The 25,789-nt window shown below is 69.1% G+C and carries 18 protein-coding genes and 3 pseudogenes; 12 read left to right on the plus strand and 9 right to left on the minus strand.

Features of this window, described 5'->3' with window-relative positions; all coding sequences use genetic code 11:
- Positions 1–338 precede the first annotated feature (338 nt).
- The 4 genes and pseudogenes from OG322_RS37090 to OG322_RS37105 all read left to right on the plus strand — a co-directional run.
- Positions 339–545, plus strand: a pseudogene (locus OG322_RS37090) (hypothetical protein); the annotation flags it as partial.
- A 213-nt stretch (positions 546–758) separates the two neighbouring features.
- The gene (locus OG322_RS37095) at positions 759–1,175 is read left to right on the plus strand and encodes a hypothetical protein (RefSeq protein ID WP_329307522.1); all 417 of its coding nucleotides are present in this window, start codon (positions 759–761) and stop codon (positions 1,173–1,175) included.
- Between the two features lie 190 nt (positions 1,176–1,365).
- Positions 1,366–1,597, plus strand: a pseudogene (locus tag OG322_RS37100) (ACR3 family arsenite efflux transporter); the annotation flags it as partial.
- 1 nt (position 1,598) lies between these two features.
- On the plus strand, positions 1,599–1,898 hold the full coding sequence (locus OG322_RS37105; protein WP_443066579.1) for an arsenate-mycothiol transferase ArsC: 300 nt from the start codon (positions 1,599–1,601) through the stop codon (positions 1,896–1,898).
- Between the two features lie 68 nt (positions 1,899–1,966).
- On the opposite strand, the gene OG322_RS37110 is transcribed toward OG322_RS37105, so the two are convergent.
- The 6 genes from OG322_RS37110 to OG322_RS37135 form a co-directional block, all read right to left on the minus strand.
- Entirely contained in the window at positions 1,967–2,341 is a 375-nt protein-coding gene (locus OG322_RS37110; protein ID WP_124286412.1) for a hypothetical protein, read from the minus strand.
- Positions 2,314–3,531: a hemopexin repeat-containing protein gene (locus OG322_RS37115; protein ID WP_329307523.1), complete on the minus strand. Its 1,218-nt coding sequence runs from the start codon at positions 3,529–3,531 to the stop codon at positions 2,314–2,316. Before OG322_RS37115 ends, OG322_RS37110 begins: the two co-directional genes overlap by 28 nt.
- A gap of 296 nt (positions 3,532–3,827) precedes the next feature.
- The gene (locus OG322_RS37120) at positions 3,828–6,926 is read right to left on the minus strand and encodes a hypothetical protein (protein WP_123466737.1); all 3,099 of its coding nucleotides are present in this window, start codon (positions 6,924–6,926) and stop codon (positions 3,828–3,830) included.
- A complete protein-coding gene (locus OG322_RS37125; RefSeq protein WP_329307524.1) occupies positions 6,923–12,196 on the minus strand; it encodes a hypothetical protein in 5,274 nt (1,757 codons plus the stop codon). The genes OG322_RS37120 and OG322_RS37125 overlap by 4 nt, the downstream gene beginning before the upstream one ends.
- A gap of 147 nt (positions 12,197–12,343) precedes the next feature.
- Positions 12,344–12,970 (minus strand): hemopexin repeat-containing protein, encoded by a 627-nt coding sequence (locus tag OG322_RS37130; protein ID WP_329307525.1) that lies wholly within the window; start codon positions 12,968–12,970, stop codon positions 12,344–12,346.
- A 529-nt stretch (positions 12,971–13,499) separates the two neighbouring features.
- On the minus strand, positions 13,500–13,748 hold the full coding sequence (locus OG322_RS37135; protein WP_123466731.1) for a hypothetical protein: 249 nt from the start codon (positions 13,746–13,748) through the stop codon (positions 13,500–13,502).
- A 307-nt stretch (positions 13,749–14,055) separates the two neighbouring features.
- On the opposite strand from OG322_RS37135, the gene OG322_RS37140 reads away from it, so the two are divergent.
- Positions 14,056–14,229, plus strand: a complete 174-nt coding sequence (locus OG322_RS37140; protein WP_164494575.1) for a hypothetical protein — start codon at positions 14,056–14,058, stop codon at positions 14,227–14,229.
- Between the two features lie 177 nt (positions 14,230–14,406).
- Here the strand turns inward: OG322_RS37140 and OG322_RS37145 are convergent, their stop codons facing one another.
- A complete protein-coding gene (locus OG322_RS37145; RefSeq protein ID WP_329305897.1) occupies positions 14,407–16,035 on the minus strand; it encodes an ISAzo13 family transposase in 1,629 nt (542 codons plus the stop codon).
- A 211-nt stretch (positions 16,036–16,246) separates the two neighbouring features.
- On the opposite strand from OG322_RS37145, the gene OG322_RS37150 reads away from it, so the two are divergent.
- From OG322_RS37150 to OG322_RS37160, 3 genes are all read left to right on the plus strand, one after another.
- Positions 16,247–17,017 carry a cupin domain-containing protein gene (locus OG322_RS37150; RefSeq protein WP_164494576.1) on the plus strand — a complete coding sequence of 257 codons (771 nt, stop codon included), beginning with the start codon at positions 16,247–16,249 and terminating at the stop codon, positions 17,015–17,017.
- Positions 17,018–17,121: 104 nt separating this feature from the next.
- Positions 17,122–17,403: a hypothetical protein gene (locus OG322_RS37155; protein WP_329307526.1), complete on the plus strand. Its 282-nt coding sequence runs from the start codon at positions 17,122–17,124 to the stop codon at positions 17,401–17,403.
- A 103-nt stretch (positions 17,404–17,506) separates the two neighbouring features.
- Positions 17,507–19,279 (plus strand): ABC transporter ATP-binding protein, encoded by a 1,773-nt coding sequence (locus OG322_RS37160; RefSeq protein WP_329307527.1) that lies wholly within the window; start codon positions 17,507–17,509, stop codon positions 19,277–19,279.
- 79 nt (positions 19,280–19,358) lie between these two features.
- Here the strand turns inward: OG322_RS37160 and OG322_RS37165 are convergent, their stop codons facing one another.
- Both OG322_RS37165 and OG322_RS37170 read right to left on the minus strand, forming a co-directional pair.
- Complete coding sequence (locus OG322_RS37165; RefSeq protein ID WP_329307528.1) at positions 19,359–21,053, minus strand: hypothetical protein; 1,695 nt, start codon at positions 21,051–21,053, stop codon at positions 19,359–19,361.
- A gap of 1,087 nt (positions 21,054–22,140) precedes the next feature.
- Positions 22,141–22,905: pseudogene (locus tag OG322_RS37170) on the minus strand (NAD(P)H-dependent glycerol-3-phosphate dehydrogenase); the annotation flags it as partial.
- Between the two features lie 335 nt (positions 22,906–23,240).
- On the opposite strand from OG322_RS37170, the gene OG322_RS37175 reads away from it, so the two are divergent.
- The 4 genes from OG322_RS37175 (at position 23,241) to OG322_RS37190 (ending at position 25,686) form a co-directional block, all read left to right on the plus strand.
- The gene (locus OG322_RS37175; protein ID WP_123466723.1) at positions 23,241–23,696 is read left to right on the plus strand and encodes a MarR family winged helix-turn-helix transcriptional regulator; all 456 of its coding nucleotides are present in this window, start codon (positions 23,241–23,243) and stop codon (positions 23,694–23,696) included.
- Positions 23,693–24,553, plus strand: coding sequence for an ABC transporter ATP-binding protein (locus OG322_RS37180; RefSeq protein WP_329307529.1), 861 nt, complete (start codon positions 23,693–23,695; stop codon positions 24,551–24,553). The genes OG322_RS37175 and OG322_RS37180 overlap by 4 nt, the downstream gene beginning before the upstream one ends.
- Positions 24,513–25,367 (plus strand): ABC transporter permease, encoded by an 855-nt coding sequence (locus tag OG322_RS37185; protein WP_207315775.1) that lies wholly within the window; start codon positions 24,513–24,515, stop codon positions 25,365–25,367. The genes OG322_RS37180 and OG322_RS37185 overlap by 41 nt, the downstream gene beginning before the upstream one ends.
- Before the next feature lie 169 nt (positions 25,368–25,536).
- Entirely contained in the window at positions 25,537–25,686 is a 150-nt protein-coding gene (locus tag OG322_RS37190) for a hypothetical protein (RefSeq protein WP_329307820.1), read from the plus strand.
- Positions 25,687–25,789: the final 103 nt, after the last annotated feature.

The following is a 25,789-nucleotide window of genomic DNA, read 5'->3' on the forward strand; positions in this document are numbered from 1 at the left end:
ATCCGCAGGGTCATGATCGCTCCCGAACGGATCGGCAGGGGCGTCTCGGCGAGTACGGTCGTCTGCCCGCCGTGCCCGCCGTGCCCGCCGTGCCGGCCGCAGGTTCGGATCGAGGTTGCCAGTGCAGGAGGTCGGTGGAGTCTGCGTGCGCCCACCGCCCCGAGTCCTGGTGGAACATCGCGGATGCATCGACGCACAGACGACGGCATGAACGATTGGGGCCACACAAGCCCAGTTCATCCGGCCCCCAACCGTTCATGCCGTCGTCCGGGTGCCATGGCGTCCCCGGAGCCCACTCACTCCGCGCGCGTGGCCGAGACCCGGAGGCCGGGTAGGGCGTGCAGAGAACCCCGTCGGGAAGACCGCGACGCGATGACGCTACCTACGACCGTCCCGACCTGACCGGGTTCGCCCGGCTCGATGCACTCGGCCTCGAAGCCACCGGGCAGCGGCTCGACCCGGATCGTGCAGCGCTGGCGTGTCCGGTCGTTGAGCCGGACCAGTGGTGTCGCGGGTGCGGCGAGAAAACGCCGCGCGACACGGTGAGCGCATGCTGATCGACAAAAAGGGCCGGTTCGACGCGGTCTGAGGAGCCCGGTCGAGCAGCCGCGCATCCTCATCACCCTCGAACCCGGCCGGCCACTGACCGACGGCGATCTGGCCCACCTGGAGCACAAGTACCTGCGCTTCCGACTTCCCCAGCAGTACCGGGCGTTGATGACCGGGAGTGGCGGCGGCCGGCCCGCCCGGCCGTGCACATGGACCACGGGTTCGTACTCGACCAGCAGTTCTTCAACCTCTATGTCGAGGACAACCCCTACGACCTGCTCGATGTCGCGATGCGCTTCGTGGACCGCTTCACCGGCGATCTGCTCACCATCGCGTGGGTCCAGGGCGGCGCCCTGGTCATGGCGACCAAGGGGCCGGACGCCGGATCGATCTGGTACTGGGACAACGATGACCGTCGGGGAACCCAGCGACACGATCAGCCCCAGGAGAACGTGGAGTTGCTGTCCCCGGTGGCGGACAGCCTGGCCGCCCTGTTCACCCACGCCTTGGTCGAAGTCCCCGCCAGGCTCGACGAGATCGCCCGCAACAGCATCGCTGAGGGACACTTCAGGCAGGTCGCGCCCGACAACGCAGGAACGGCCCTGCCCCCCGAACTCCGCCGCTGACGGCCCGACAGATGTGGCGTCGCCTCCGGTGCGGGCACTTGTGGCTCTCTGCCTCCTGGGCGGCGCCGGGCCACTGCCGGCGGTCGTCCGGTATGTGAGGGATGGCGGTTGGACGGCCGCCGCGCGAAGAGCCTGAAGACGGCTGAACTCCGGAAGTTGTGATCCCTCGAAGTGAAGCAACCAGCTCGACCCGGGTGCGACGACGCCGACGTTCACCGCCGCGGGCAACAACTTCGAGCTGGCCACCGCGGTCGCCGTCGCCATCGTCGGTGCCACCCCGGCCAGGCCCTCGCCGGAGTCGTCGACTCTTCATCGAGGTGCCAGTCCTCATCGGCCTGGTCTACGTCGCCCTGGCCGCTCGCCGTTTCTTCCCCCAGCCCGCCCCGGCGGCCGGACCGGCTGCCGGGGCGGAAAGTGCCGCCCGTGTCCGAGAGCCCGAAGCCGTCCGTGCCGTTCGTGTGCGTCCACAACGCCGGCCGCTCGCAGACGGCCGCCGCGTTCCTCACCCACCTCGCGCAGCTCCGGGGCGAGGTCCGCTCTGCCGGGTCCGCACCGGTCAACGCCGTGAACCCCGCCGCCGTGCGAGATGCCGGAGGTCGGCATCGACATGCCCGCCGAGACACATCGAAGGGCCTGACCAGCGAAGTCGTGCGGGCGTCGGATGTGGTGATCACCATGCCGACCCGTCCGAATCCCTCGTGCGCCTCAGGAGTCATGCTGTGATCAACAGCGACCCGGGCCCGTTGTCCCCGGCCGGCCGGGGATTGTCCGTACGGATGAGAAAGCGCCCCTCACGCCTGGCCGCCGCTGACGTCGAACGATGCCTGTGAGCCGCGTACCGTCACCACTACCGCGGACGGCGGTGGATTGCCGGGGTTGGCGAAGGTGAAGAACCCGACCGCGTTGATGCTCAGCAGCTCCAGGGTCGTCAGCGGACCGGGAGTGGGACCGCTTTCCCTCACCAACGTCCGCTCTCCTGCGGTCACTTCAGCCTGCAGATCCGAATCCTGAAGGTTGTCCTCGGCGGACACCGTGACACTGACGTGCAGTTTTACGAGTCCGTCCGCGGCCGTGTCGACGGTTGGCAGGACCCAGTAGTCTCCCGCCTGTTGAGGCGGGTAGTCCGGAATTCCACTCATCAGGGCACCTCGCAGGTCACTGTCCACTCGTTCTGCTGAAGGACCGCACCCCCGTTGCACGTATCGATCACCCGGCCGCGGAAATCTATGTCCATGCGAATGAACGCGCCTTGCGGCGACTTCATGCTGGGCGTATCTCGACCGGTATACGTGCAACCCGTACGCCGGGGGAACGGCTGGTAGAGGTCGTTGAGGTCCACCGTCGCCGTAGGGCGCGGGCGGTGTCCGTAGTGCAGGTCCACGTGCGTCAGGAGGTTCTGTGAGGCCGGTCTGCCGTCCTCTCGGAAGTTGTCGTCCGCCGCGCCGGATTCCGGCCGCGGCCGCAGAACCACGGGCGGGACGTTCACGCCGTCCTGCAGAATGAAGTTGATGCGCTCGCCGTCGACGAAGAAGTCACCTCGCACGTACTGGCGATACTCTCCGCAGGCGCACAGGGATGGATGGGCCTGACGCATGGCTGCCCGCATTTCGAAGGTGCGTACGGCGGTGACGGCCGGTGCGGTGGTGGTCGCGCAGGCAGTGAAGCTTGCCGGGGCGGTGAAGGAAGTGACCTCGGCCCGGGGCCACTCGATCGCCTCCTGCAAGCGGTCGGTGAACCCGACCCCGGCGAGCTGTGTCCAGCCCTCGGCGGTGTCGCGGGGGTAGACGCTTGCGTCGACTGTGTCGTTGCCGATGTTGTACTTGATGTACTTCGGTCCCTTGAAGAAGTACGCGTATCCGTCTCCCCAGTTGATGGCGGCATCGATTCCTGTGCGGAACGACGCGGGGAACGCCGTCCAGCCCTCGGCGGTGTCGCGGGGGTAGACGCTTGCGTCGACTGTGTCGTTGCCGATGTTGTACTTGATGTACTTCGGTCCCTTGAAGAAGTACGCGTATCCGTCTCCCCAGTTGATGGCGGCATCGATTCCTGTGCGGAACGACGCGGGGAACGCCGTCCAGCCCTCCGCGATATCGCGCGGGTAGTTGCTTGCGTCCACCGTGTCGTCGGTGGCATCCCAGCGCACGTACGTGCTGCCCTTGAAGAAGTAGACGAAGGCATCGGGCCACGTCACGGCGGCGTCGATGTTGTTGCGGAAGGAGACGGGCATGGCGTCCCACCCCGCACCGATGTCACGCGGATAGCTGCCTGTGTCGACGGTGTCGTTACCGGTGCTCGGATTCACGTCGTACCGGACGTACGTGCCGCCACGGAAGAAGAACGCCGTCCGGGTTGCCATGATTCCTCCTGGTCTGAAGGGTCACTGGGGCCACTCACCGGCAGAGGCACGGAGCCGGTCGGTTTTCCTGATTGAGCCTTCCCGCACGAGTCGGGGAGATGGTTGAGATGCCTCTCCGTCCACTCAACTCCTCCAGGGTGAACAGCGCATCTTGGCTCGCTTACGGCGCCCGAGATTCTCCAAGTGCGCTCACTGAGAGCGGATTTGGCGGGGGCGCAGGGCAACGGGACGCCGATGTGTTCGCGCATCGCTACGGCCGGCGACGGGCTCCGGTCGCCCTCGGGTGCCCGCCGGAACTACGCGACAGCCCCTCGGGCGCGGGTCGCCGGGCTGCGGCGTCCGAGCGGGTCGACAACGACGAGGTCGAAGTGCGCGTCCGGGACCGGCGAGGGGTCGGTCCAGGACAGCGTGGGGTCGAGCACGGGGACGACTGCCTGCTGTTCCGCGAGGGTGCCGGCCGTTCCCCGGTAGATCTCCAGCAGGTAGGGGGCGTCCGCAGCGGGGAGAGCGGTCGGCAGACCGCCCAACGACAGTGCCACGGAGCCGTCCGCGCCCGTCGTCACGTCCGGCGCGGCAGGTGCTCCCGGTCCGTCCGGTGGGACCAGCAGCGATTCGGCGGCAAGGGACGGCTCGCTCCACAGGCCCTCGGAGCTGCTTCCGACCGTGCTCCATGCAGGCTCGATGCCGCCGTCCGCGGGGAGCGCGACCACACCCGGCGGGAGCGCCGGCTCGGCAGGATAGCGGACCTCCGCGTACCAGACGCGGCGGACGAAGGGGGCCAGCTCGACCGGCGGTACGTTGACCGTCGCCGACCAGACGCCGTCTGCGTCGGGACCGGAGAGGAACCCGGTCAGATGTATGGGGGCGTAGTGGCCGTCAACGCCACGACTGGTGCGGCGCAGGTGGTATTCCGGCGTGCTGCCCGGTGCGGCACCGAGCAGTTCGGGCCGCAGCCCGTGGGCGCGCAGGGTCAGGGTGAGTCCGAGGTTCGGATCGGTGCGCGCATCCAGGAGCGGCGGCGGCGGACGGTCCTGGACGGGGACGGCGATGGGGACGAGGCCGCAGGACGGGAACGCGGCCTCGGCGCCGCCGGCGGTGAGAGGGACCACGCGGACGAACTGGATACTGCGCAGGCCGCCGGGGATACGGGTGGCGAAGTGGACGAAACCATCATCGGACGGGGCGCCCCCGGTCTCACCGAGGAAGGTGAAGGCGCTCTTTGTTGTGAGCTGGTCACCGGCGAGATGGATCGGGTGGGCCTGCGTCGCCCGGACCGGGGTGAGGGGGAGGGAGAGGCCGAGTTCGCCGGCGAGGCGGCGGGCGTCGCCGAGATAGATCCGGTACCGGTCGGCATGCGGCTGGGGCGGCCAGCGGAGGGCCAGCTCAGCCAACCCGGTCGCGTCCTTCTGTCCGGCCCACAGGACCATCGGTGAGGTGGGAACGACCTGCGGGGCGCGAGTGTCGTGGACGGCGCAATCGTTCTCGGACGCAGGCGACGCCGTTCCGTCCGCGTCCAGGTAGGTGGAGACGATCCGTACGCTGCGGCGCTCGCCGACATCGAAGGGCTCTGGTGTCGCTTCGAGGACGACGGTTTCGCCGGGATCGAGCGGCCTCGGTGCGAGGGGCTCCCCGTCGACACCGACGCGGAGTTCCACGATCGGAAGGCTGCCGGGTGCGGCGGAACCTGGATCGGGTGCGGTGTACCGGAGCCGGAGGGTGCCGGGCACGCGTGGCCCGTTCGAGCCGTCGGCCGGCTCGGCGCGGAACGTGGCCTCCAACACGGGTGCGGGCGGCGCGGGCCGCATGGGCAGCGGTACGCCGAGTTCGGCACCGTCGGACCACTGGCCGAATTCGTCCGCTCCCCAGACCCGCCAGCTCGCGCCGGCCGGATCCGCCGGAACCGTGCGGTCCTCCACGACGCGTTGATTGTTGGCGGCCCAGTTCGGTACGAGCGGCAGGGCCCGGGTGACGTAGCCCTGGGCCTGCGGCGGTGCGAAGCGGTGCAGGGCGACGGGGCCGTCCGGGCCCGTGCGGGCGAAGCCGACCATGCCGCGTGCCGGCTGCGCGCCGAGGGAGACGGGCTGTCGCCAGCTCTCCGGGCCGGGGTCGTCCGGATCGGCGGAGGGGTTCCACTGGCCGGGCTCCGCCGCCGCGAGCTGGAACGGATCAGGCGGGTCGGGCGGGGCGTCACCGGCGGCGACTGCGACCGCGAACAGGGTCGCGCCGGACCACGGTCCGTCCTCCCCGCCGGGCCGTTGGGCGAGGTCACCGATGAGCTGCGGCGCCTCCGGGAACACGCCGTCGAGCAGGCCGTCCGCCCAGCCGCCGGAGGCGGGTGGCCCGAGTACGTCGCCGAGGGTGAGCGGAGCGCCGAGCTGATCGCTCGACGGGTGGAGGGTGCGCTCCCGCTGAACGGCCCAGCGCCCGGCGACCACCCAGACATTGGCCCGCTGAATCGGTGCGGTGGCGGAGAACGGGACGGTGGTGGCAAGGCCGAGGTACCGGGCGATCTGCGGGTCGACAGCCATGGTCGAGAGTGACGGGGTGATGGCCGCGGTCGCCTTGACAGGCCGGTTGTCGGCGCCCGTGACGGAGTCGCTGAACGTGGCGTGCGCCGGAGCGAGGTCTGGGTCGTACCACCCGCTCTGGAGCCACGGGTCGACGTACTCCGGGGCGATCCGCTCCACGATTCTGCGGGTCTCGGCGTCCGGGTCGGTGTCGTTGGGGAGCCGTCCGTCGGGGTTGTCCGGTGGGTTCAGTCGACGTGGCGCGGCAAGGGCGACCCGTTCCGCCGCGGCGCCCAACGGGTCGGTGTTCGAGTCGGGGGCGTACCAGGGGCCCGGGGGGAGCGGCAGACCGAAGACGAGATCCGGTGGCCGGTCGGCGATCGCCGTCTCCTGGAGGACGGAGGTCTGTCGCAGGCCCCATGCCGTGCTGACGGTTCCCGCACCGGATGCCTGGAGACGGGCGACGCGGGTATGGCCGAACCTGAATGGCGCGCTGCGGCGGGTGGCGAGGACGCGTGCGCCCCCGGCAGTGGCGTGCAGAGCGTCCAGCAGGTCGACGCGCAGCCCGCGATCGTCGACGTCCACCTCGGCCCAGATGCAGGGATCGGCTGCGGGGTATCCGAAGAGCGAGCCTTCGGCGAAGCCGCCGGTCTGCTCCAGGTCGAATGGGACGGTCAGCGCGTTTCCGTAGGAATCGCGCCACTGGATCGGCAGCTCGGTCAACTCCTCGTCGAAACCCAGCCGCCAGGCAGCGAAGGGGTGGATCGGGAAGCCGATCCACGGGTTCAGCTTCACGCGGAGATGGAATCCGTCGGCCAGCCAGGGCACGCCCGCGGCGGCGATGGCACTGGCTCGGAACAGTGTCGGCGGGGCGACGTCGAGGCTCATGTCAGATCCTTCGCGAAGCCGGGCACCAGGGGCGCCGGGCAGCTGAGGGCCGTGTCCACCGGCACGGTGGTGGCCTCCAATGGGACGTCCTGCAGGGTCACAGCGAGAGTGAGCGGGCCGGTGGGCACGACGGGGCTCCCGGTCAGGAAGAGGAGCCGGTCACCGGAGGCGGAACGGATAATGCCTGGGAACAACTGACCACCGCAGTCAAGGCTGTTCACCCTCAGCCGGCCGCCGAAGTCGACGAGGTCGAGCGAGTCGGGACGGTGGATTGGTTCGGGAGCTTCCAGCAGCACTCCGTGCAGGGCCCACGTACCGTCGTCGTCCGTCCACAGGGCTGTTGTGCGGCCCTCGTGAGTGGGGGAGGGGCGGCCGAGAGCCAGCATGGCGAGAGCGTGTTCCAGCGCGCCGTCGGCGGTGATGTCCCCGACGGCCACCGGAATACGGTCCACCCGCAGATCACCGGTGATGTGGCCACCTTCCGCTCCCGGGGGGACGAAGCCCAGATCAGCCAGGAGGGCGTGGGGGCCGGTGTAACGGGAGGTGGTGAACACTCCACCGCGGATCGCCGATCCGCCCGATTGCCCGGAGCCTGCCGAATCCAGGAAGGGGAAGGCCAGGGAGAGCTCGTAGTCGGACAGCGGCTGGAGGGCCGGCCGGCCTCCGAGCGTCGCTCCCGGCCCCGGATAGGGGCAGGAGCCGGCCGTGTTCGTGGCCCCGTACAGGCGCAGATCGGCCTGCGGCTGGAGGTTCGAGACGCCGGCCTGCCAGATGTCGGCGGCGGGGAAAGCCTGCTCCTCGAACGGATCCGGGTGGCCCCGGGTCGGGTCGGTACGGCGGACGCGGACGAGCGTGTCGTGGTCGTAGGCGGCGGCGAGGTCCGGCACGTGGCTGACTTCGAGCTGGACCCCGACGGGGTCGTCGAGGAACCAGGAGCCGGCCTTGTCCGCGGGCATCCAGGAGAGGATGTAGCGCTCCAGATAGGCCGGGTCGAACCGGTCCGTCCGCAACAGGACCGCAGGGGCGGCGACGTAGTCCTCGTAGTGCTTCAGGGCGAGGGCGGACGTGGTCCCCTGTGGGTACTGCGTGCCGTTGCTCGGCGCGGGGCCGGACATGTCCGCGGTGCGGAACCAGTAGCTCTCCACGTGGGGGACCACCGGACCGGTGGCGCCTTCGCGCCGGCCCTGGCCCTCGACGCCGATGTCGATGCGGTAGACGGTGTCCGGCGACAGCATGGGACGTGGCGTCACCGTGTGCGCCTTGGCCGCGGCGGCCTGGCCGGCGCTGCTGTCCGCTTGGGTGGCCGCCTCCGCGTTGCCCTGCGCGCGGACCGAGACGGCTCGTACACCGAGGACCTCGGGAGCGAGAGCGGCGTGGTACTCCAGCACGATCGCGGTGTACGGGCCTCCCTCCGCCGCGTAGCTGCGGACCTCCGCGTCGCCGGGTACGGGCTCGGCGCCGGTGCCGGGGAAGGGGACTGTGCCGTCCGGGCCGATCAGGCTGACCCGCACCTGGTCCGCCCGGCCCGGAGGCCAGTCGGGCAGGCGCAGGCCGAGGCAGGGATCGAGCAACGGCTCGGAGAACGAGAGTACGGCTCTGACCGGCACCTCGCCGATGCCCGGGGCGATCTCGTCCGGGTCACGGTCGAGCGGCAGGCCTGCCACGTGAGGTAGCGCGAAATCGCCCGCGAAGCCGCGGCCGATCACCGGCAGCGGTTCGTCGAACACCGTGGGAGCGCCGAGTCGCAGCGGGAAGACATAGGGGAAGAACCCGGCCGTCGCGTCATCGATCGGCACGCCCCACCATTGCGCGGCGACGCTGACGTCGAACACCGAGGAGAAGAGGCCGGGTCCGGGCTCGGTGGGCAGATTCCAGTCCTCGCCGGGGCCGTGGCGGTTGCCGAGGCTTCCCAGCGCCCACCCGGGCTGTGCGGAGAACTCCGTGCGGCAGCGGTGCGCGATGGCGGGAACGGGGTCGTTCGGGTCATTGACCGCGCCGTCCACCAGCTTGCGGGTCCAGAGCGCCGATTCCCAGCTGAGGAGGGCGAGTTCTCGTGCGCCGGGCTCGCCCGGGGCGCCGGTCCTGATGTCCTGCCAGGCGGCTTCGAGCTGACCTGGGACCGGTGTCTCGTTCCCGGTGGCGGGGTCGATGGCGGTGAGGTCGACGGAGGTGAGGGTGTAGGTGTAGCTGAGGCGGTCGTTCCCGACGATGCCGCTGCCGACCGCGGTCGGGTTCCAGGCGAGCCTGTCGTGGAACGGGCCGGGTCGGAGGCCGTCGGCCGGGCCGTTGGTGAACTGGAGGAGGGGGATGACGTCCGGCCAGACCACCGGGAGGCCGTCGACGGGGGGTGGGACCGGTGCCCCGACGGCGTCGGCCAGTTTGGTGTAGCGGTGATCGGCGAGCGCCACCGATTCCAGCGGCCAGTCGACCGGATCGGGAACCTCCGTTCCCTTCTGGCCGAGTTCGATGGTGACGCAGCCCTCCAGGCTGAAGAAGAAGAGGTCGACCTCACCGCACACCTCGAACCGCACCCAGGTGTCGCCGAGTTCGGGGGCGATCAGGAAGCTGACCTCGGCACTGGCCCCGATGGAGACGGGACCCAGGTGCAGACTGCCCGAGAGGTGTCCGACGCCGCCGAGCAGCAGCGGACGGGTGCCGAGGGCGAGGATGACGGAGGCGCTGATGTCGACGTGGATGAGCGGGATGCCGTAGACGGCGGTGAATCCGGCTCCGAAGCCGAGCGAGAACCCGGTCGGTGAGAGTGCCGGAATGCCGCCGAGGTGTGCGATGCCGTCGCCCTCCACCATGAAGAACGCCCACGCGTTGATGTTCAGGAAATCCGGGAGCACTTTGGCCTGGATGAGGCCGGGGCCGCGGCCGGGCTGACCGTCCGAGCCGAGCCGGACGTACCAGTCGCGCCCGTGGTTCGGGAAGCGGGCGCCGAAGGGGACGTCGAGCGTGAACAGGACGGGTACTTCGTAGTGGCCCCGCATGGCGACGGTGACACCGTCTCCGGCGACGGCGAGTGCGCCGATGAAGGAAGCACCCTCTCCCGGCGGGCCCAGGCTGTCGGTCATCTGTATGCGCGGTGACAGGATGCGGCCCTGAAGGCTTGCCCGGACCGCGACGTCCGGCAGGCCGATCACCACGACACCCTTGGCGCTGAACGTGAAGCCGAGGTCCGGGGCGGTTCCGACCACGACGCCCAGGCCGAACACGCTTCCGTCGGGGGCGCAGGCGTAGCTGCCGGCGTCGAACGGATCCAGCCCCAGCTGGAAGAGGATGGGATCGTCCCCCGGGCCGGGGGAGGGCAGCGCGGCGTTGACGCCGAAAATGCCGCCGAGCCCGTAGAGTCCGAGGCCGCTGTTGGCGAGGGGGACCGGCCCGGGCAGGTCGACGCCCAGCGCGAGGACCAGTTCGTTGACCCCGTCACCGCAGTCCTTGTAGCTGAGGTCGGCGAACGCGGCGACGTTGAGCGGGACGATGTGGGCGGCCAGGGCGAGGTCCAGCTTGCCGGCGCCCAGCGATGCCTTGCCGCGGGCCTCGAACAGCCCCGGCAGGACAAGCGCGGCGTCAAGTCCACGTACCTCCGGGTGGAGTGCGCCCCCGGGCCCGAGCGTCACGCGGACCGTTGCCCCGCTGACCTTGACCGGACCGAGGTCGAGCGCGAAGCGCAGATCGGTCTCGAACCATTGAGAGCCGTGGCCCGAACGGCTGCCGAGCACATCGAAGAGGTCCGACAGGGTGCCGGGAGACTGGATCTGCCAGCCGCCCGGATCCTCCACGTCGATGTCGGCCTCCCCGTAGGAGAGGTGGAAGCGCTCAAGGCCGGACTGGGCGAAGTCGACGAGCAGCCGTACATTGCGGTAGCGCAGCCGCATGGGCACGCTCGGCTTCATGCCGATGCTCATGAACCCGAGGTCGATCGTCTTGATCTGGACGTCGACGCTGTAGTCCACCCGCAGGGTGACCTGCGTACCGGCCGAACCGAGCCCGGCATCCACCTCTACGGCGTGCAGGACGACCGTACCGTCGTCGAGGAAGGCGCTTAGTCCGGCAGCGGCGACCAGCAGCATGTGCAGGGTCGCGCCGAAACCGTCGTACGAGGTCTGAGCGGGGGTGGGCGGATCCGCATCCGCCATGAAGGCCGTTGCCAGGGCTGCCGCCGTGACGACGACCTTCCCGGCGGTGTCATGTCCCGTCACGGAGAGGAGCCCCTGATCGCCACCGGCCTCGACCACCAGGCCGAAGTCGAAGTCGCTCGTCCCGGGCCTGCGCGAGAACCGTCCCGTCACACGCAAGGGGCGGCCGCCGAGCAACTCGATGGTCCCCAGACCCGGCGGAGCGGTCGCCTGGTCCAGGTTCCATTCCGTGCGTATTTCGATCGAGGCCGGCAGCGTGGAGGCGAGCGAGGTCGCGCCGGGATCGTCCCAGACGACGGTGACGTCGAATGCGGGGCGTGATCCGTCGGCAGGGACGTGCGCCTCCGTACGTCCGTACAGGCCGTTGGGCAGGCCGAGGTCCAGCTCGACGGGGATCGGACCACTGCCCACGAGCGGAGTCGCCTCCGGGAGGAAGAGTTCGGCCCGGCGGATCGCGACCCCCTCCCAGCCCGGCGCCCCGGAGGGTGCCGGTCCTCCGGTCCCGTCCGTCACCGGTACCGGTGCGCGGGTCGCGGAGGAATCGACCGTCAGACCACCGGGGAGATGGAGACCGAATCCCTGCGTACCCAGGAGGAATGCGGCCGGGCTGGTACCGACCGTGCCCAGCCCCTGCCCGGCGGCGTCGAGTACGACGACGCCCTGCTGTGCGGGGGAGTCGACACCGCCCTCGACGCGGATTGCCAGAGGGTCGGCACCATTGAGCGTGAGGGCGACTTTGCCGCCGCCGGCCTGCGCCACCAGGGTGCGCCGGCCGGCGGCACCGACCTGGACCGCGGCCGGCACACAGGCCGCCGGAAGCTCAAGCAGGCCGTCAGCCGGCTTCAGATCGAGCTGGAAGCCGGACGGTACGGCGGAAGGACCGGTCAGGCGTAGGTCGAAGGGGATCGGCGGGCCGAGCGGGTCGATCGAGAGCTGGGCGAAACCGCCGGCCGAGTCGTCGGCAGTGGCCCGTGCGTCGCCGGAGAGCGGAGCGGCGGAAGGACCGGCCGGCAGTGGCAGATCCGTGGAGAGGTGATCGAGGAGAAGCCTGATCCCGGGCGGAAGGACGATGCGGTCGAAGACACCAGGCAGGAGAGGCTTCACGAAGTCGAGCAGCGGCGTGGTCATGGCCTTGCCCTTCTGGCGGGCGCCCGACCGTACCTGGCAGGACGCCCCGAGACCGGACCCGCTGTCACGGAGACCCCGTTGGCACTGGTCAGCCGTCTCATCGCTCGGGTGGAGCGAGAGCCGATCGGCTCTCGCGCCCCTCCCCTGTCAGGCCTCGTCCCAATCGACGACCGTGTCGAGGTCGCTCTGGAATTCGGTGGGGAGTGCGGGCCAGTTGTCGGAGATTTCGGTGGGGCCGACGTCGACTGTGTCGTTGGTGATGTTGTAGCGGAGGTAGCGGTCGGCCTTGAAGAAGTAGGCGTTTCCGTCTCCCCAGTTGATGGCTGTGTCGAGGTCGCTCTGGAATTCGGTGGGGAGTGCGGGCCAGTTGTCGGAGATTTCGGTGGGGCCGACGTCGACTGTGTCGTTGGTGATGTTGTAGCGGAGGTAGCGGTCGGCCTTGAAGAAGTAGGCGTTTCCGTCTCCCCAGTTGATGGCTGTGTCGAGGTCGCTCTGGAATTCGGTGGGGAGTGCGGGCCAGTTGTCGGAGATCTCGGTGGGGCCGACGTCGACTGTGTCGTTGGTGATGTTGTAGCGGAGGCAGCGGTCGGCCTTGAAGAAGTAGGCGTTTCCGTCTCCCCAGTTGATGGCTGTGTCGAGGTCGCTCTGGAATTCGGTGGGGAGTGCGGGCCAGTTGTCGGAGATCTCCGTGGGATCGACGTCGACTGTGTCGTTGGTGATGTTGTAGCGGAGGTAGCGATCGCCTTTGAAGAAATAGGCAGCTCGGTCACTCATGACTCGCCCTTCAGCGCGGCGGCTGAAAATTCCGGAGGGAAGGCGACCAGCGGAGTACTGTCACTCACCCGAGTCTGCCCATCAGATGGCAGCTTTCCGGTCGATGATTCCCTGCCTCCACGGTCTCATCCAAGCTCCGGCGCCGCACCTCAGGCGGCTCCGTGAATTCCGTCCGACGGGAACCACCGGACGGGCGCTGTCTGGCCCTCGGCGGGGGCGTGGGTCAAGGGCAGTCAGCCGTATTTGGGTCGGCTCCGGCGTACTGGTAGATCCAACCGGCGGAGGTCTCGGGGGCTCGAACTGAGGTGTGTGTCAGGCGGCAGGATTCCAAGGTCCCTGCCGCCGGCCGCCCCGAGCACGCAGGCGTGCGGGCGGTAGCCCGTCCTGATCTGAGGGTGATCTTGGTCCGCCCGTCGTAGCAGGCGCGTGAGGCCGCGGCTTCGCGGCGCCGCCGGCGGTCCGCGGTGACGGCCCGGCGGGTCCGCTGGGCCAACTCGGCTGTCCGGGCGGGCGGGCGGAGGGGGCGAGCTCAGCAGGGTGGACGGCCGGTCGGTAGCAGCAGCCCGCACCAGCGCCAGTTCCCGGGCCGGCTCACCCTTCTCTCTTGGGTGTCCTGCTCAGCCGTGCAGCGAACCGCGAAGTCACCTTGGAGCCTGGTGACCGGATTGCCCAAGCGGGCTGCGGTCTCAATGCGGTTGTAGTGCTGCGGCCACTCCAGCCACTCCGGATCATCGAGCTCGCGCAGCAACGCCGGCAGATCCGTTTCGCTCTCGGTCACGCCCTCATCCTGACGCGGACAGCCAGACGCGGCGGCGATCGGAGTACCACCGCGCTTGCCCTGCCCCGACAACACCCATTCACGTCCCTGCCGCCGGCCCGCGCCGGGGAGGGGGCCAGGAGCGGGGCCGCGCATGCCGTATGCCGCCCGGTGCCGGATTCCGCGGTCGGGTTGTCCGCGGACAAACGAGGGTTGTCCGCACCTCGGCTGGGCTTTTGTGCCGACCGCTTTACGGACAATCGGCGTCGGCCGCACGGTGGTTCTCGCACCGAATCCGCGGACCACGTCACTACAGAACGGAAACGTGATGGCGAACTCACTCAACCCCGAGGACATTACGGTCATCAGGCCCGAGGGCCTCGAACTCGCGCGGCACGACATCAGCAGGGGGAACCACGACGACAACGACACCAACGATTCCGGCAAGAGGGACGTGTTCAACCAGTACATCGACAACATCTACGTTGACGACGAGGATTAAGGGCTGTCCCGCAATTCCCGGCGGGCGCGCGACGACAGTTACGGCACCTCGCCGCGTTGTCGGAACGTCCACATACATCCAGTATGCGGACGCCCCTCCGCCTTGCGATGCACCGCATCTGACGCCGCGCGCTGATCCGCCAGGAATTGCGGGACAGCCCTTAGGGCTTGCAGATCATTAACACGGTGTCTTGATCTTGATGCTGGTGTCGCCGGTCAGTGCGAGGACCCTGGCTTGGAGGACTGTGAGGGACGCGGGTGGGGTCTTCGCGGGCGGGATAGTGATGCCCTGGGCCTCGAGCAGTCTTCTGTTCTTGAGGAGAGTGCGGTGCATGGCCGTGCGGCTGCTGGCGAACAGTACGGCGAGTGGTTCCGCGGCCAGGGCGACCCGCAGGTGGAGCACGGTGGCCAGGACCTGTTCAGGGAAGGTAAGTCGGGGTGGGCGACCTCGCTGAGTATCCCCGTCGGGAGCCAACATTGTCGTGAGGTTGTCCAGTTGCTGGCGGGGCATCCCGGTCAGGGAAGGATCGGTCAGTAGGGCCTGGTCCCACTGTGTGTCAGCGGCCTGCGGGGCTCGTGCCGCCGGGATGGCAGGGCGTGTCTGGGGGTGCAGTGCATAGTTCCAGTCGGCGTGGAAGGCATGCCGGGTCAGCGGCAGGGCAGCCATCTCTGCGTCGCCGATCTTCACCCCGATGGGATAGCTGTTGGTGTCAAGCGCGGCTTTCACGCGCAGTCCGGTGCGGGTGGTGGTCGCTGCGATGCTGTTCACGATGACTTCGTGGCTGGTCAGCGGGCGGCCGCGCCAGTTCATGGTGATGTGCGAGAAGAGCCGGTGCTCGATCTTGTTCCACTTTGACGTGCCCGGCGGTAGGTGGCACACGGTGATGGTCAGTCCCGTTTCGGCGGCGAGCCGTGCGAGTTCGAGTTTCCAGGCCCGGGTGCGGTAACCGTTCGAGCCGCCCGCGTCGGCGGTGACGAGCAGTCGCGTCGCTTGCGGGTAGGCGGCCCGACCCTGGCCGCACCACCAGCGGCGGATCGATTCCACTGCGAATGCGGCGGTGTCGTGATCGGTGCCCACGTTGACCCAGCCGGTGTTCGCCGCGAGGTCGTAGATCCCGTACGGGACGGCCTTGCCCAGCCGGGGGTCGGCGAAGTCATGGACGTTCACCGGCGCCGGATCAGCCGCAGGCCGCCACTGGAGACCGTTGTTCTTGAACTCGCCGACGAGTTCCTTCTTCTTGGTGTCCACGCTGATCACCGGCTGGCCAGCGTCCCGGTGATCACGGGCCTGCTCGTTGAGATAGCGGAACTGGGCATCTCGGTCGGGATGTTGGCTTCCCTCGATGGTCTTGGCGTTGGCCTGCAGACTGAAGCCTTCCTCTCGCAGCAGGTCCGCGACGGTGTCCGCACTGACTTTGTGTCCGGTTCGGGCGAGTTCCCGCGCCAGAGTGCGGGTCGACTTCACCGTCCACCGCAGCGGCGACATCGGATCGCCTCGCTCGTCTGGCTCGACAAGCGTCAGGAGAGCCGGCCGCAGCCCCGGATCGAGATCTGCGACCCTCTTGCGGCCTCCGCCCGGCCGCCGCACTCTCCCCAGAGGCTCCTCGCCGGCCTCCAACTCGGACACGCCCTTGCGGACCGTGGTCTCACTCATCGAGGCCGCCCGCGCGACGGCCCGAACGCCACCGTGTCCCAGAGCACGGGCCTCTGCGGCCATCAGCAGCCGTCGTTGCCGCTCATCCAGATGAGGGAACAACACCTCGAACTTCATGGTGAGTTGGGCACAGGCCTCTTCCAGGATGCGCATACCACATCAACGAGCCAAGGGACGGGAAGCAACACCTTGATGATCTGCAAGCCCTTAGGCCTTCCCCCTTCGAGCTGTGCGCTCATTCAGCAAGGAGAGTCAGAAGCAGATGACCATTCCTGTCGGCCGGCAAGAGGTCGGTCCCGGGCCTCGGCTCGTTCCGGGAACCGAGGAGCGAGTTCCTTTCGGTCTTTCTCGGATAATTCACCCGTTGGAAACGGAATCCTTTCGGGAAAAGTACTGGGAGAAGCAGGTTCTTTTGGTCCAACGCGAAGATCCCAGCTATTTCTCGGACCTTTTGACGCTGGACGACGTGGACCTGTTGCTCTTCTCCTCGGGCGTGAATCTCGATGGCATACGGGTCCTGACCGAGGGCAAGGAGATGCCGGTCTCCGAGCTGGAGCACCTGAGCGGACAGAACGGCCGGGTCACGGTCCTCGAAACGCTCTACCAGCTCTACCGGACGGGATCCACGATTGCGCTGAACGCCCTGGAGCCGCGCTGGGAGCCGCTGTCCCGTCTGTCCGCCGAACTCAGCGCGGAGACCAGTGCGCGCGTGCAGACGAATGTGTATCTCACTCCGGGCGGTGGCGCCCAGGGACTCAGCCCGCACTACGACACTCACGACGTCTGCGTTCTGCAGGTGCACGGGGTGAAACGCTGGAGCCTCTACGGAACGGCGCACGAGCTGCCTCTCCGTGATCAGCCCTTCGACCACTCGAAGGTCTTCGAGCGTGAGGTGGAGCAAGAAATAGACCTGAAGCCGGGTGATGTGCTCTATCTCCCGAGGGGAACCGTCCACGCGGCGACCTCGACGGACTCGGCATCGGTCCACATCACCGTGGGATTTCGTCCGCTTCTGTGGAACGCGGTGATCCAGGAGGCCGTCAACGCGGTTCTCGGCGACGACGTGCGGTTCCGCACCGGCCGATGGGATTCGCCAATGACGCGCAAGCGCAGAAGGAGACCGAGGAGACCCTGACGGATCTTCTCGCGTCGCTGGCCTCCAGGCTGTCTCCGACGTCGATGACCGCCAGGGCGGTGAAACGTGCGGTGTCCTTGGCAGCGCCACGGCTGCGGCACCACTTGACCGACCTGGAAGGCGTCGCGTCCATCGGGCTCGACACGCCGGTGCGACTCCAACCCGGTGTTCGGTGGCGTATCGAGGCGAAACCCGAGGGAATCGAACTCCGGTTCCACAACAAGACGGTCGCGTTCCCCGTCCACGTGTCGGACGAGGTCCGGTACGTGGCCAAGAGAGACGAGGCGTCGTTCTCGCCGCGGTCGATTCCGGGCCTGTTGGACGAGCCTGGTCGGCTGGTGCTCGTCCAGTCACTCGTACGGGAAGGATTTCTGACTCTGAGCTGACCTGCGGTGCCAGCAGCAAGTGATCACGCCGGACCGGTGGCCTCGTCGGACGCAGCGCCGACGGGGCCACCGGACGTCCGGCAGTCCGGAGGGGGAGACGCGCTTGACCGCCGAGCTGAAGGGTCCGCAGCGGGTGGGGTTACTCAGGGTGCTGAGGCTCTTCCTGCCGTACCGTGGACGCCTCGCCGTGCTGATACTCCTGATCGTGGGGGCGTCCCTGGTGTCGATGGCTCTACCCTTCCTGCTGCGCGAGATCGTGGATGTGGCCCTGCCACGGGCACGCACCGGTCTGCTCACCGCTCTGTCAGCCGGGATGGCCGGAGTCGTGGTACTGAGCACCGGGCTCGGCGTACTCCAGTCGTACCTGACCGTGGTCCTGGGACAGCGGGTGATGCAGGACTTGCGTATCGGCGTCTACAACCATCTCCAACGAATGTCGCCGGCGTTTTTCACGACCGCTCGCACGGGCGAGATCCAGTCCCGGATCTCCAACGATATCGGAGGTATTCAGGCGACGATCACGAGCACCGCCACGGTGGTCGTCGGCAGCGTCACCACGGTTCTGGCCAGCCTGGTCGCGATGGTCGCACTGGACCCGGAACTCACCGTTCTCTCTCTCGCCATACTTCCGCTGTTCGTATGGATCAGCCGCAAGGTCGGGGCCGAACGACGCGGGATAGTCATGGAGTACCAGCGCAAACTGGCTGTGACGTCAGCCCTGGTGGAGGAGTCGCTGTCGGTGAGCGGCTTCCTCCTCGGCCGGACGATGGGCCGGACCAGTACGTTGAACGCCGAGTTCGCCGCGGACTCCCGGGCCCTGACCGACCTCGCGGTCCGGTCGACGATGGTGGGCCGGTGGAGGCAGTCGACGATTGCGATCATCATGGGGACGATGCCCGTCATCATCTACTGGGCGGCGGGAGTCATCGGTCATCAGAGCCAGGACCCGGTCTCCATCGGCACACTCATCGCCTTCACATCGCTTCAGCAGGGCCTGTTCGGCCCCGCGGTCTCGCTCCTGCAGGTGGGCATCTCCATCCAGAGTTCCATGGCGCTGTTCGACCGGGTCTTCGAGTACCTCGACCTTCCCGTGGGCGTCCCCGAACCGGCCGATCCGAAGCCGCTCCCTCACCCGAAGGGCAGGGTCGAACTGCGGGGAGTGCACTTCCACTACCCCGGATCCACGACAGGGCTGTCAGGGATCGACGTGGACATCGCCCCCGGTGAACACCTCGCGGTCGTGGGAACGACTGGAGCAGGGAAGACGACCCTGGGATACCTGATCACGCGGCTGTGCGACCCGACCAGCGGCACGGTCACCGTCGACGGGGTCGACGTCCGGGACCTCGGCTTCGAGACCCTCGCGGCCACGGTGGGCCTGGTATCACAGGACACCTACCTGTTCCACACCACCATCGCCGACAACCTTCGTTTCGCGAAGGCGGGCGCGACGGACGGAGAGCTGGTCGCCGCGGCCAAAGCGGCCCACATCCACGACCTCATCAGCAGCCTTCCCGAGGGGTACCGGACGATCGTCGGCGAACGGGGGTACCGATTCTCCGGCGGGGAGAAGCAGCGCCTCGCCGTCGCCAGGACAGTGCTGCGTGACCCACCGGTCCTCGTCCTGGACGAAGCCACCAGCGCGCTCGATGTCGACACCGAGCGACACGTCCAACGCGCGTTGGCGGAGATGTCCGGCGGACGCACCACGATCACCATCACCCACCGCCTCTCCACGGTGGTGAACGCCGACCGGATCATCGTGCTGGAGCGCGGACGCATCGTCGAGCACGGCTCTCACACCGATCTCCTGGCACACTCGGGCCGCTACGCCGCGCTGCTCCGGCCGGACCACCGGGAGCGGCCCCGGGTGTGAGGAGACGCGTGGACTGACAGAGCTCCGCGCCGAACCGGCGCCTCCCCCGACCTGGAGAAGATCGTCCGGCCAGGAGGCGTCACTCCGCGACCACGAGTGTTCGGACACGTCCCCCGATACGCAGCCAGTCCGTCCCGTCCCATTCCCGGACCGCCGCGCGATCGCGGTCCAACCGGTAGAGATGGTCCCCGCGGGTCCCGTACGCGGCTCCGGCATCGCCGACGCGCGACCAAGCGCCCGCCCGATAGCGCCAAAGCCCGCCGTCTCCGTAATTCGTGACGTACAGGTCCGAGAGACCGGCGAAGAGTTCGCCTGCCGGCCCGCCGATCGGGCTCCAGACGCCTGCCTTGCCGCTCCAGCGCATCACCGCGCTGCGTTCGGGGTTGAGCCCGTACAGATGGTCGCCGCTCACGGCGAAGTCGGCGCCGGCCGTTCCGGCGCAGAACCAGACGCCGTCCTTCCCCCCGTACGCGAAGATCCGGCCGTCCACGGGATCGGTCGCGAACAGCCCCGCCCTGCCGCCGTACAGCCTTCCCGCCGGACCGCCGATCCGCGTCCAGGTTCCACGGGCCCGGTTCCACCGGTGGACGGCGTTGCGGTCCGCGGCCAGCCGGTACAGCTGCCTGCCGCTCATCGCGAAAGCGACTGCGCGCGCGCTGACCGCTGTCCAGTCCCCGGGCACACCGGTGTACCCGGGCAATTCGCCCGTCTCCGGGTCGGTGGCGAAGACGCCGGCCGGGCCCGCGTAAAGATCCTTGGCGGGACCGCCGATTTTCACCCACGCGGCATCCGCCCCGCTCCACTGCACGATCGCACGGCCGTCCGCCGCCACGGCATAGACGCCGCTGCCCGACGGCTTCGGGATCTCGGCGGGCAGCGGTGCCGTGGACGACGGCACCGCCTCGGACGCGAACCGGCTCGGCACAGGCGCGGACGGGTGTGAGGGAGCGCCGGCAGAGGGCGCCGTTCCCGGCGGTAATCGGCTCGATGTCGCCACGGGGGGCCGCAGCGGGGAGCCGGTGGCGTGCTTCTGCGGGGCCATCTCCGGTATGCGGCCGGACCGGAAGGGGGCCGCGGATTCGGCGCGCGGAGCGGACGGCATCGGGTCCAGCGACGTGGCCGCCGCTCCGAGGACCAAGACCACGCACACCATGAACAGGACGCGCCGCTGCCATCCCGGGTACAACGGCGCACGAGCGAATACGCGTCGCAGTGCGACGGGCGAACGGCTGCGTCCGCCGAACGCGTTGTCCGCCCGGCTCACCACGCGTCCGGAGACGACCTTCGCCTCCCCGGCCGCGATCATTCCGGCCCTGGTACGAAGTTGGGGCAGGTCCGCACGCCGGACCTCCACATTGGCACCGACCGGAATGAGAGGCGCTTCAAGGTCTCGTGTCGCTGGCAGATACAGATCTCGCAGGACGAGCTCCGCTCCGGGCGGGATACCGCTCGCTTCGTCCTGCGCGTCCGGCTGCCGGTCGTCGCACAGTTCCCCGGCTGCCGGGGACGGAAGGACGTCCCTCTTCTCCCGGGCGACGGCATGTTCTTGGGACGGCTGTACGAGGTCGTCCTCCGCCGCACCCGGCCGGGACTGTGCCGAAGGTCCGGGCTCCGGCCCCGTGGACGGAGCCCAGCCCACCGCCGTCACGCCGCCCGCCCTTCGGAGGGCGTCGTCCAACTCGCTCTGCAGCCGTGCCGTCACCCCCAGCAGACTGCGCACCGACCTCGCGGATTCGGCCAGGCGCGCCTCGGTGAGCCGCTTGGCCTCCCGCATCGGCTCGAGCCATTCGCCGCTCGCCGAAACCTCCTTCGCGCCTGTCCCTTGCCCTCTTCCGCCGCGCAGGCAGCGGCGTGCAGCCGCCTGGCCCGGGCAAGCAATTCAGCGCGGCCTCGGTCGTCGCGGACCCGGCTGAACGCCACCCGTTCCAGCAGCTCCAGCGGAGCGATCTTCGCCCCGGAGCGGTAGTCGCTCCAGCTGGCTCTGCCGGCCCCGTAGCTCTTGGCCAGGTCGCGGACCGTACGTCCTTGTGTGATGTCCCGCAGGAAGACGGCCAGCGCGTTCGCCTCGGCCGTCTCCCTTCTTGGCTCCTCTTGTCGGCGTCCCGCCTTGCCCATCTCCAAAATCTTTCAGTGGGTGGCGGACTTCGCGATCCCGGCGAAGGCACGAACGCGCCCCAGCCGGTGCGGGCGGCTGGGGCACTGACGGCTGCACCGGCACAGGGTGATCCAGGTGACCAGGGCGGCGACACCGGCAGCGCGGTGGGCCGCTCTGCCCAGCCCCGTGAGCGCGGTGCCGGGCCCGCCTACGTCTCGGCAAGGACGGCGCGAAACGAGTGCCGTCAAACGACCCTGATCGCCGAGGGATCAGCCGCGAACGAGAGGTCCATGAGTACCAGAGCGGGCGGAGGAGTCGCAGGGGCGGCCTGCTCGGGTGCGATGCCCCCACAGCCATGTCGTCGTTGTCGGGGACCTGCACCCTGCCGTGGGCGAGCACGTCGGGTTCGGGATGCCAGCGAACACGAGGGCCAGGGCCTGCATTTCACTGGGCGTGACACCGGTCTCGGGCCGGATCGGTCGACGCCGAGGCCGCGGGGCAGATCTCGTCATGGCCTTGCCTCTCGAACGTGTGGGGTCGCCGCCTATGAGCTGTCGGCTCGCCAACGCGACGGTTGAGTTCGCAGGGGTTGCCCTTTGCGATGGCGAGCAAGGTAGTTTCTACTCACTGACCCTGGGAGCTTGGATGGGACTCGGCCATCCGCAGCACTGACAACCACGTGTCCTTCATGGGCCATGAAGGGCCCCAGCCAGATTCGGTGGCCGGGGCTCCGCCGCCGGTGTCAGCGCTCGGGCTTGGGAGGCCGCTACATCAGCGCGGCCCTGGCCTGGTCGAGGGTGACCGTCTCGTGCAGCAGCGCGGAGATCACTTCCGTGATCGGCATCCCGACATCGTGCGCGAGCGCAAGAGCAAGGAGTGCCTCCGCGCTCTTGACGCCCTCGGTGGTCTGCCGGGTGGCAGCGGTTGGGCTTCCTGGACGCTCAGGCCCCGGCCGAGGTGTGAGCCGAAGGTGCGGTTCCGAGAAAGCGGGGAGGAGCAGGTGGCCACCAAGTCGCCCACACCGGCGAGACCCGCGAGGGTGGCCGGGTCGGTGCCCATCGCGGTGGCCAGCCGGGTGGCTACCGCCGACCCACGGGTGAGGAGCATGGCGGCCGCGTTGTCGCCCAGATCCATGCCCGAGGCGATGCCGACCGCCAGGGCGATCACGTTCTTCACCGCTCCGCCGAGCTCGCAGCCGGTCACGTCCGTGCTGGTGTAGGGGCGGAAGTACGGGGTGTGGCAGGCAGCTTTGAAGCGTCGCGCCACGTCCTCGTAGGGGCAGGCGATAGTCGCGGGCAGCGGGCCGTCCGGCCATGACCTCGCGGGCCGGATTCGGGCCCGACAGCACCGCGACCTGGTCGGCGGAGAGGCAGGCCACCTCCGCCATGACCTGGCTCGCGCGCAGCCCGGAGCCGACCTCGATGCCCTTCATCAGCGACACGATCACGGTGTCGGGCCCGACGCACGGCGCCCACGCGGCGAGGCCGGCCCGCCGGGACTGTGCGGCAATGGACAGCACGAGGTAGCTCGCAGCTGACCATCACTCTGCCGCTGATCGCCTCGCGCCTCCCGCCGGGCGGGAGGTTGCGGCCGCACCACCGACCTGCCCGAGGCGGCACGTCGCCAAGCAGGTGCCGGGGAAGGGCCGACTACGGCCTCGGGAAGTGCGCGTGCCGGTCGTACTCGGGGTGCCCGGGCCGGTAGACGGCCTGACGGGTGCCCCATGCCGAGAGCTTTCCCGGACCGAGCACAGCCCGCCGCGCAGCCCCGCGCCGCGGAACACGGCGACGGGGGCGTGAAGTCGGCAGCCGGTACGCGGGCAGGCGTTCAATGACATTAGCTCTCATACAGAGCTAAAATGGACGGATGAAGGCGAGTGATCTCTCTGATGAGCTCGCCGGACTTCTGCTCCGCATCCAGCGGCTCGCCCGGCGCAGACTGTGGAACGGCTTGTCCGCTCCCCGGCTGCGAGGGGCGCACGCCGAACTGTTGCGGCTGGTGGCCACCGAGCCCGGCGTGCGGGTCTCGACGGCCGCACGGAGCCTCTGCCTCGCGCCCAACTCGGTCAGCACGCTGGTGAACCACCTGGTCGCGGAGGGACTGCTGCGGCGGGAGAAGGACCCCGGAGACGGGCGTGCCGCCTTGCTGTACCCCACCCCCGCGGGGGTGGAGAAGTTGCACGAGTGGCACACCCGCCGTGAGGCGCTCTTCCGCCGGCACCTGGCCGGACTCGACGCCGACGACCGCACGGCACTCGCCGCCGCACTCCCGGCCCTGCACAGACTCGCCGCGTCACTGGGCAAGGGGGATGAGACCGCGTGACCACAGATACCGCGCCCGCTGTCCGCTGCACCGCCCTGACCTACAGCTTCGGCAGCTCGAAGGCCGTCGACAGCCTGGACCTGCTGGTCCGGCCCGGGGAGGTGTTCGGGCTCCTCGGCCCGAACGGTGCGGGCAAGACCACCACCATGCGCGCCATCACCACCCTGCTGCCTGTGCCGACCGGAGTCGTCGAAGTGTTCGGCCATGACGCGGCCCGGCAGCAGATGGCGGTGCGGCGCCTGCTCGGTTACGTACCGCAGCAGTTGTCGGCGGACGCAGGGCTCACCGGTCTGGAGAACGTCCAGCTCTTCGCCCGCGTGTACGACGTACCTCGCCGCGAGCGCGCGGCACGCGTCTCCCAGGCCCTGGACGCCGTCGGCCTCGGCGACGTCGCGCGCCGGCTCGCCGCCACGTACTCCGGCGGCATGGTGCGCCGCCTCGAACTGGCCCAGGCCCTGGTCAGCGCCCCCCGCCTGTTGATCCTGGACGAGCCGACGATCGGCCTGGACCCGATCGCACGGGACAGCGTCTGGGACCGCATCAACGAGATCCGGACCGGCACCGGGATGACCGTCCTGGTGACCACGCACTCCATGGACGAGGCCGACCGCCGCTGCGACCGGCTCGCCCTGATGCACCTCGGCAGGCTCCGCGCGCTCGGCACCCCCACCGAGCTCAAGAGCGAACTGGTCACCCACCGCCGGGAAACCGGTGAACCCGCCTCCCCGCCGCCGTCCCTGGAGGACGTCTTCCGGTACCACTCCGGAAGCGGACTGGACGACCCCGGGGCCGAGGAGGAGAAGGGAGCGTTCAACGATGTCCGCCGCACCCGCCGCACCGCAACCCGCCGCGGCTGAGCCCGATCCGCGCTTCGCCCTGCTGCTCACCCCGCCACCGCCTCGCACCGGCTGGCGGGTCGTACCGTCCCGGGTCGGCGCGATGTGCGCCGTCGAACTGCAGAAGCTGCTGCACGACCGCACCGAGATCTACACCCGCGCCGTCCAGCCCGCACTCTGGCTGCTGATCTTCGGTACGACGTTCTCCCGCATCCACGCCATCCCCACCGGCGGCGTCCCCTATCTCGACTTTCTCGCGCCCGGGATCATCGCCCAGTCGGCCATGTTCATCGCTATCTTCTACGGCATCATGATCATCTGGGAGCGCGACTCCGGCGTCCTCACCAAACTCATGGTCACGCCGACCCCACGGTCGGCCCTCGTGACGGGCAAGGCGTTCGCCGCCGGGGTCAAGGCCGTGATCCAGGCCGTCGTCGTCATCGTGATCGCCGCCCTGCTCGGCGTCGGCATGAGCTGGAACCCGCTGCATCTGCTCGGCGTGGCCGTGGTGGTCGTGCTGGCCTCGGCGTTCTTCTCGTGCCTGTCGATGTCGATCGCCGGGATCGTCCTCACACGCGACCGGCTGATGGGCATCGGCCAGGCCATCACCATGCCGCTGTTCTTCGCCTCCAACGCGCTCTACCCGGTCGCCCTGATGCCCGGCTGGCTCCAGGCCATCAGCAAGGTGAACCCGCTGAGCTACCAGGTCGACGCCCTGCGCGGCCTGCTCATCGGCACTCCGTCCCATCTCGGCCTGGACTTCGGGGTGCTGGCCTTCGCCGCGGCGGTCGGCATCGCGGCCGCCGGATCCCTGCTCGGCCGGCTCGCCCGCTGACGGCCCGTACCGACCCACCCCTGCACGAGCCCCCGTACCGCTCCCGTGGGAGCGCTGCGGGGGGTTCCATGCCGGTGTGGCAGCCACATATGTGAAGCGATTCACCATGCGACCGCCTCGACACCGGCTTACACCGGCCAGCTATTCGCGGAGGCCGGCCGCCGGCACAGTGACCGCCTCCGGCACCATCCCCAGCGCCCGCGCGCACAACCTCACCGTCAACCAGCACCTCGTGCACCACACCCATGACCCCAGCGTCGTCGTCTCCTATGAAACGGTCCGGCGATGGTGCCGGAAGTTCGGGCAGGCCTGGCGGTGAGGCCGAACTGAACCGGATCACCGGAGTGCAGACGCCCTCGGGCGTGCCCGTCACCATCCCCGCACCGCTGACCGAGCGGCCCAGGAGCGGTGGCGCGTCGTCC

The sequence above is a fragment of the Streptomyces sp. NBC_01260 genome (assembly GCF_036226405.1).
In the GTDB taxonomy this organism is placed as follows: Bacteria; Actinomycetota; Actinomycetes; order Streptomycetales; family Streptomycetaceae; genus Streptomyces; species Streptomyces laculatispora.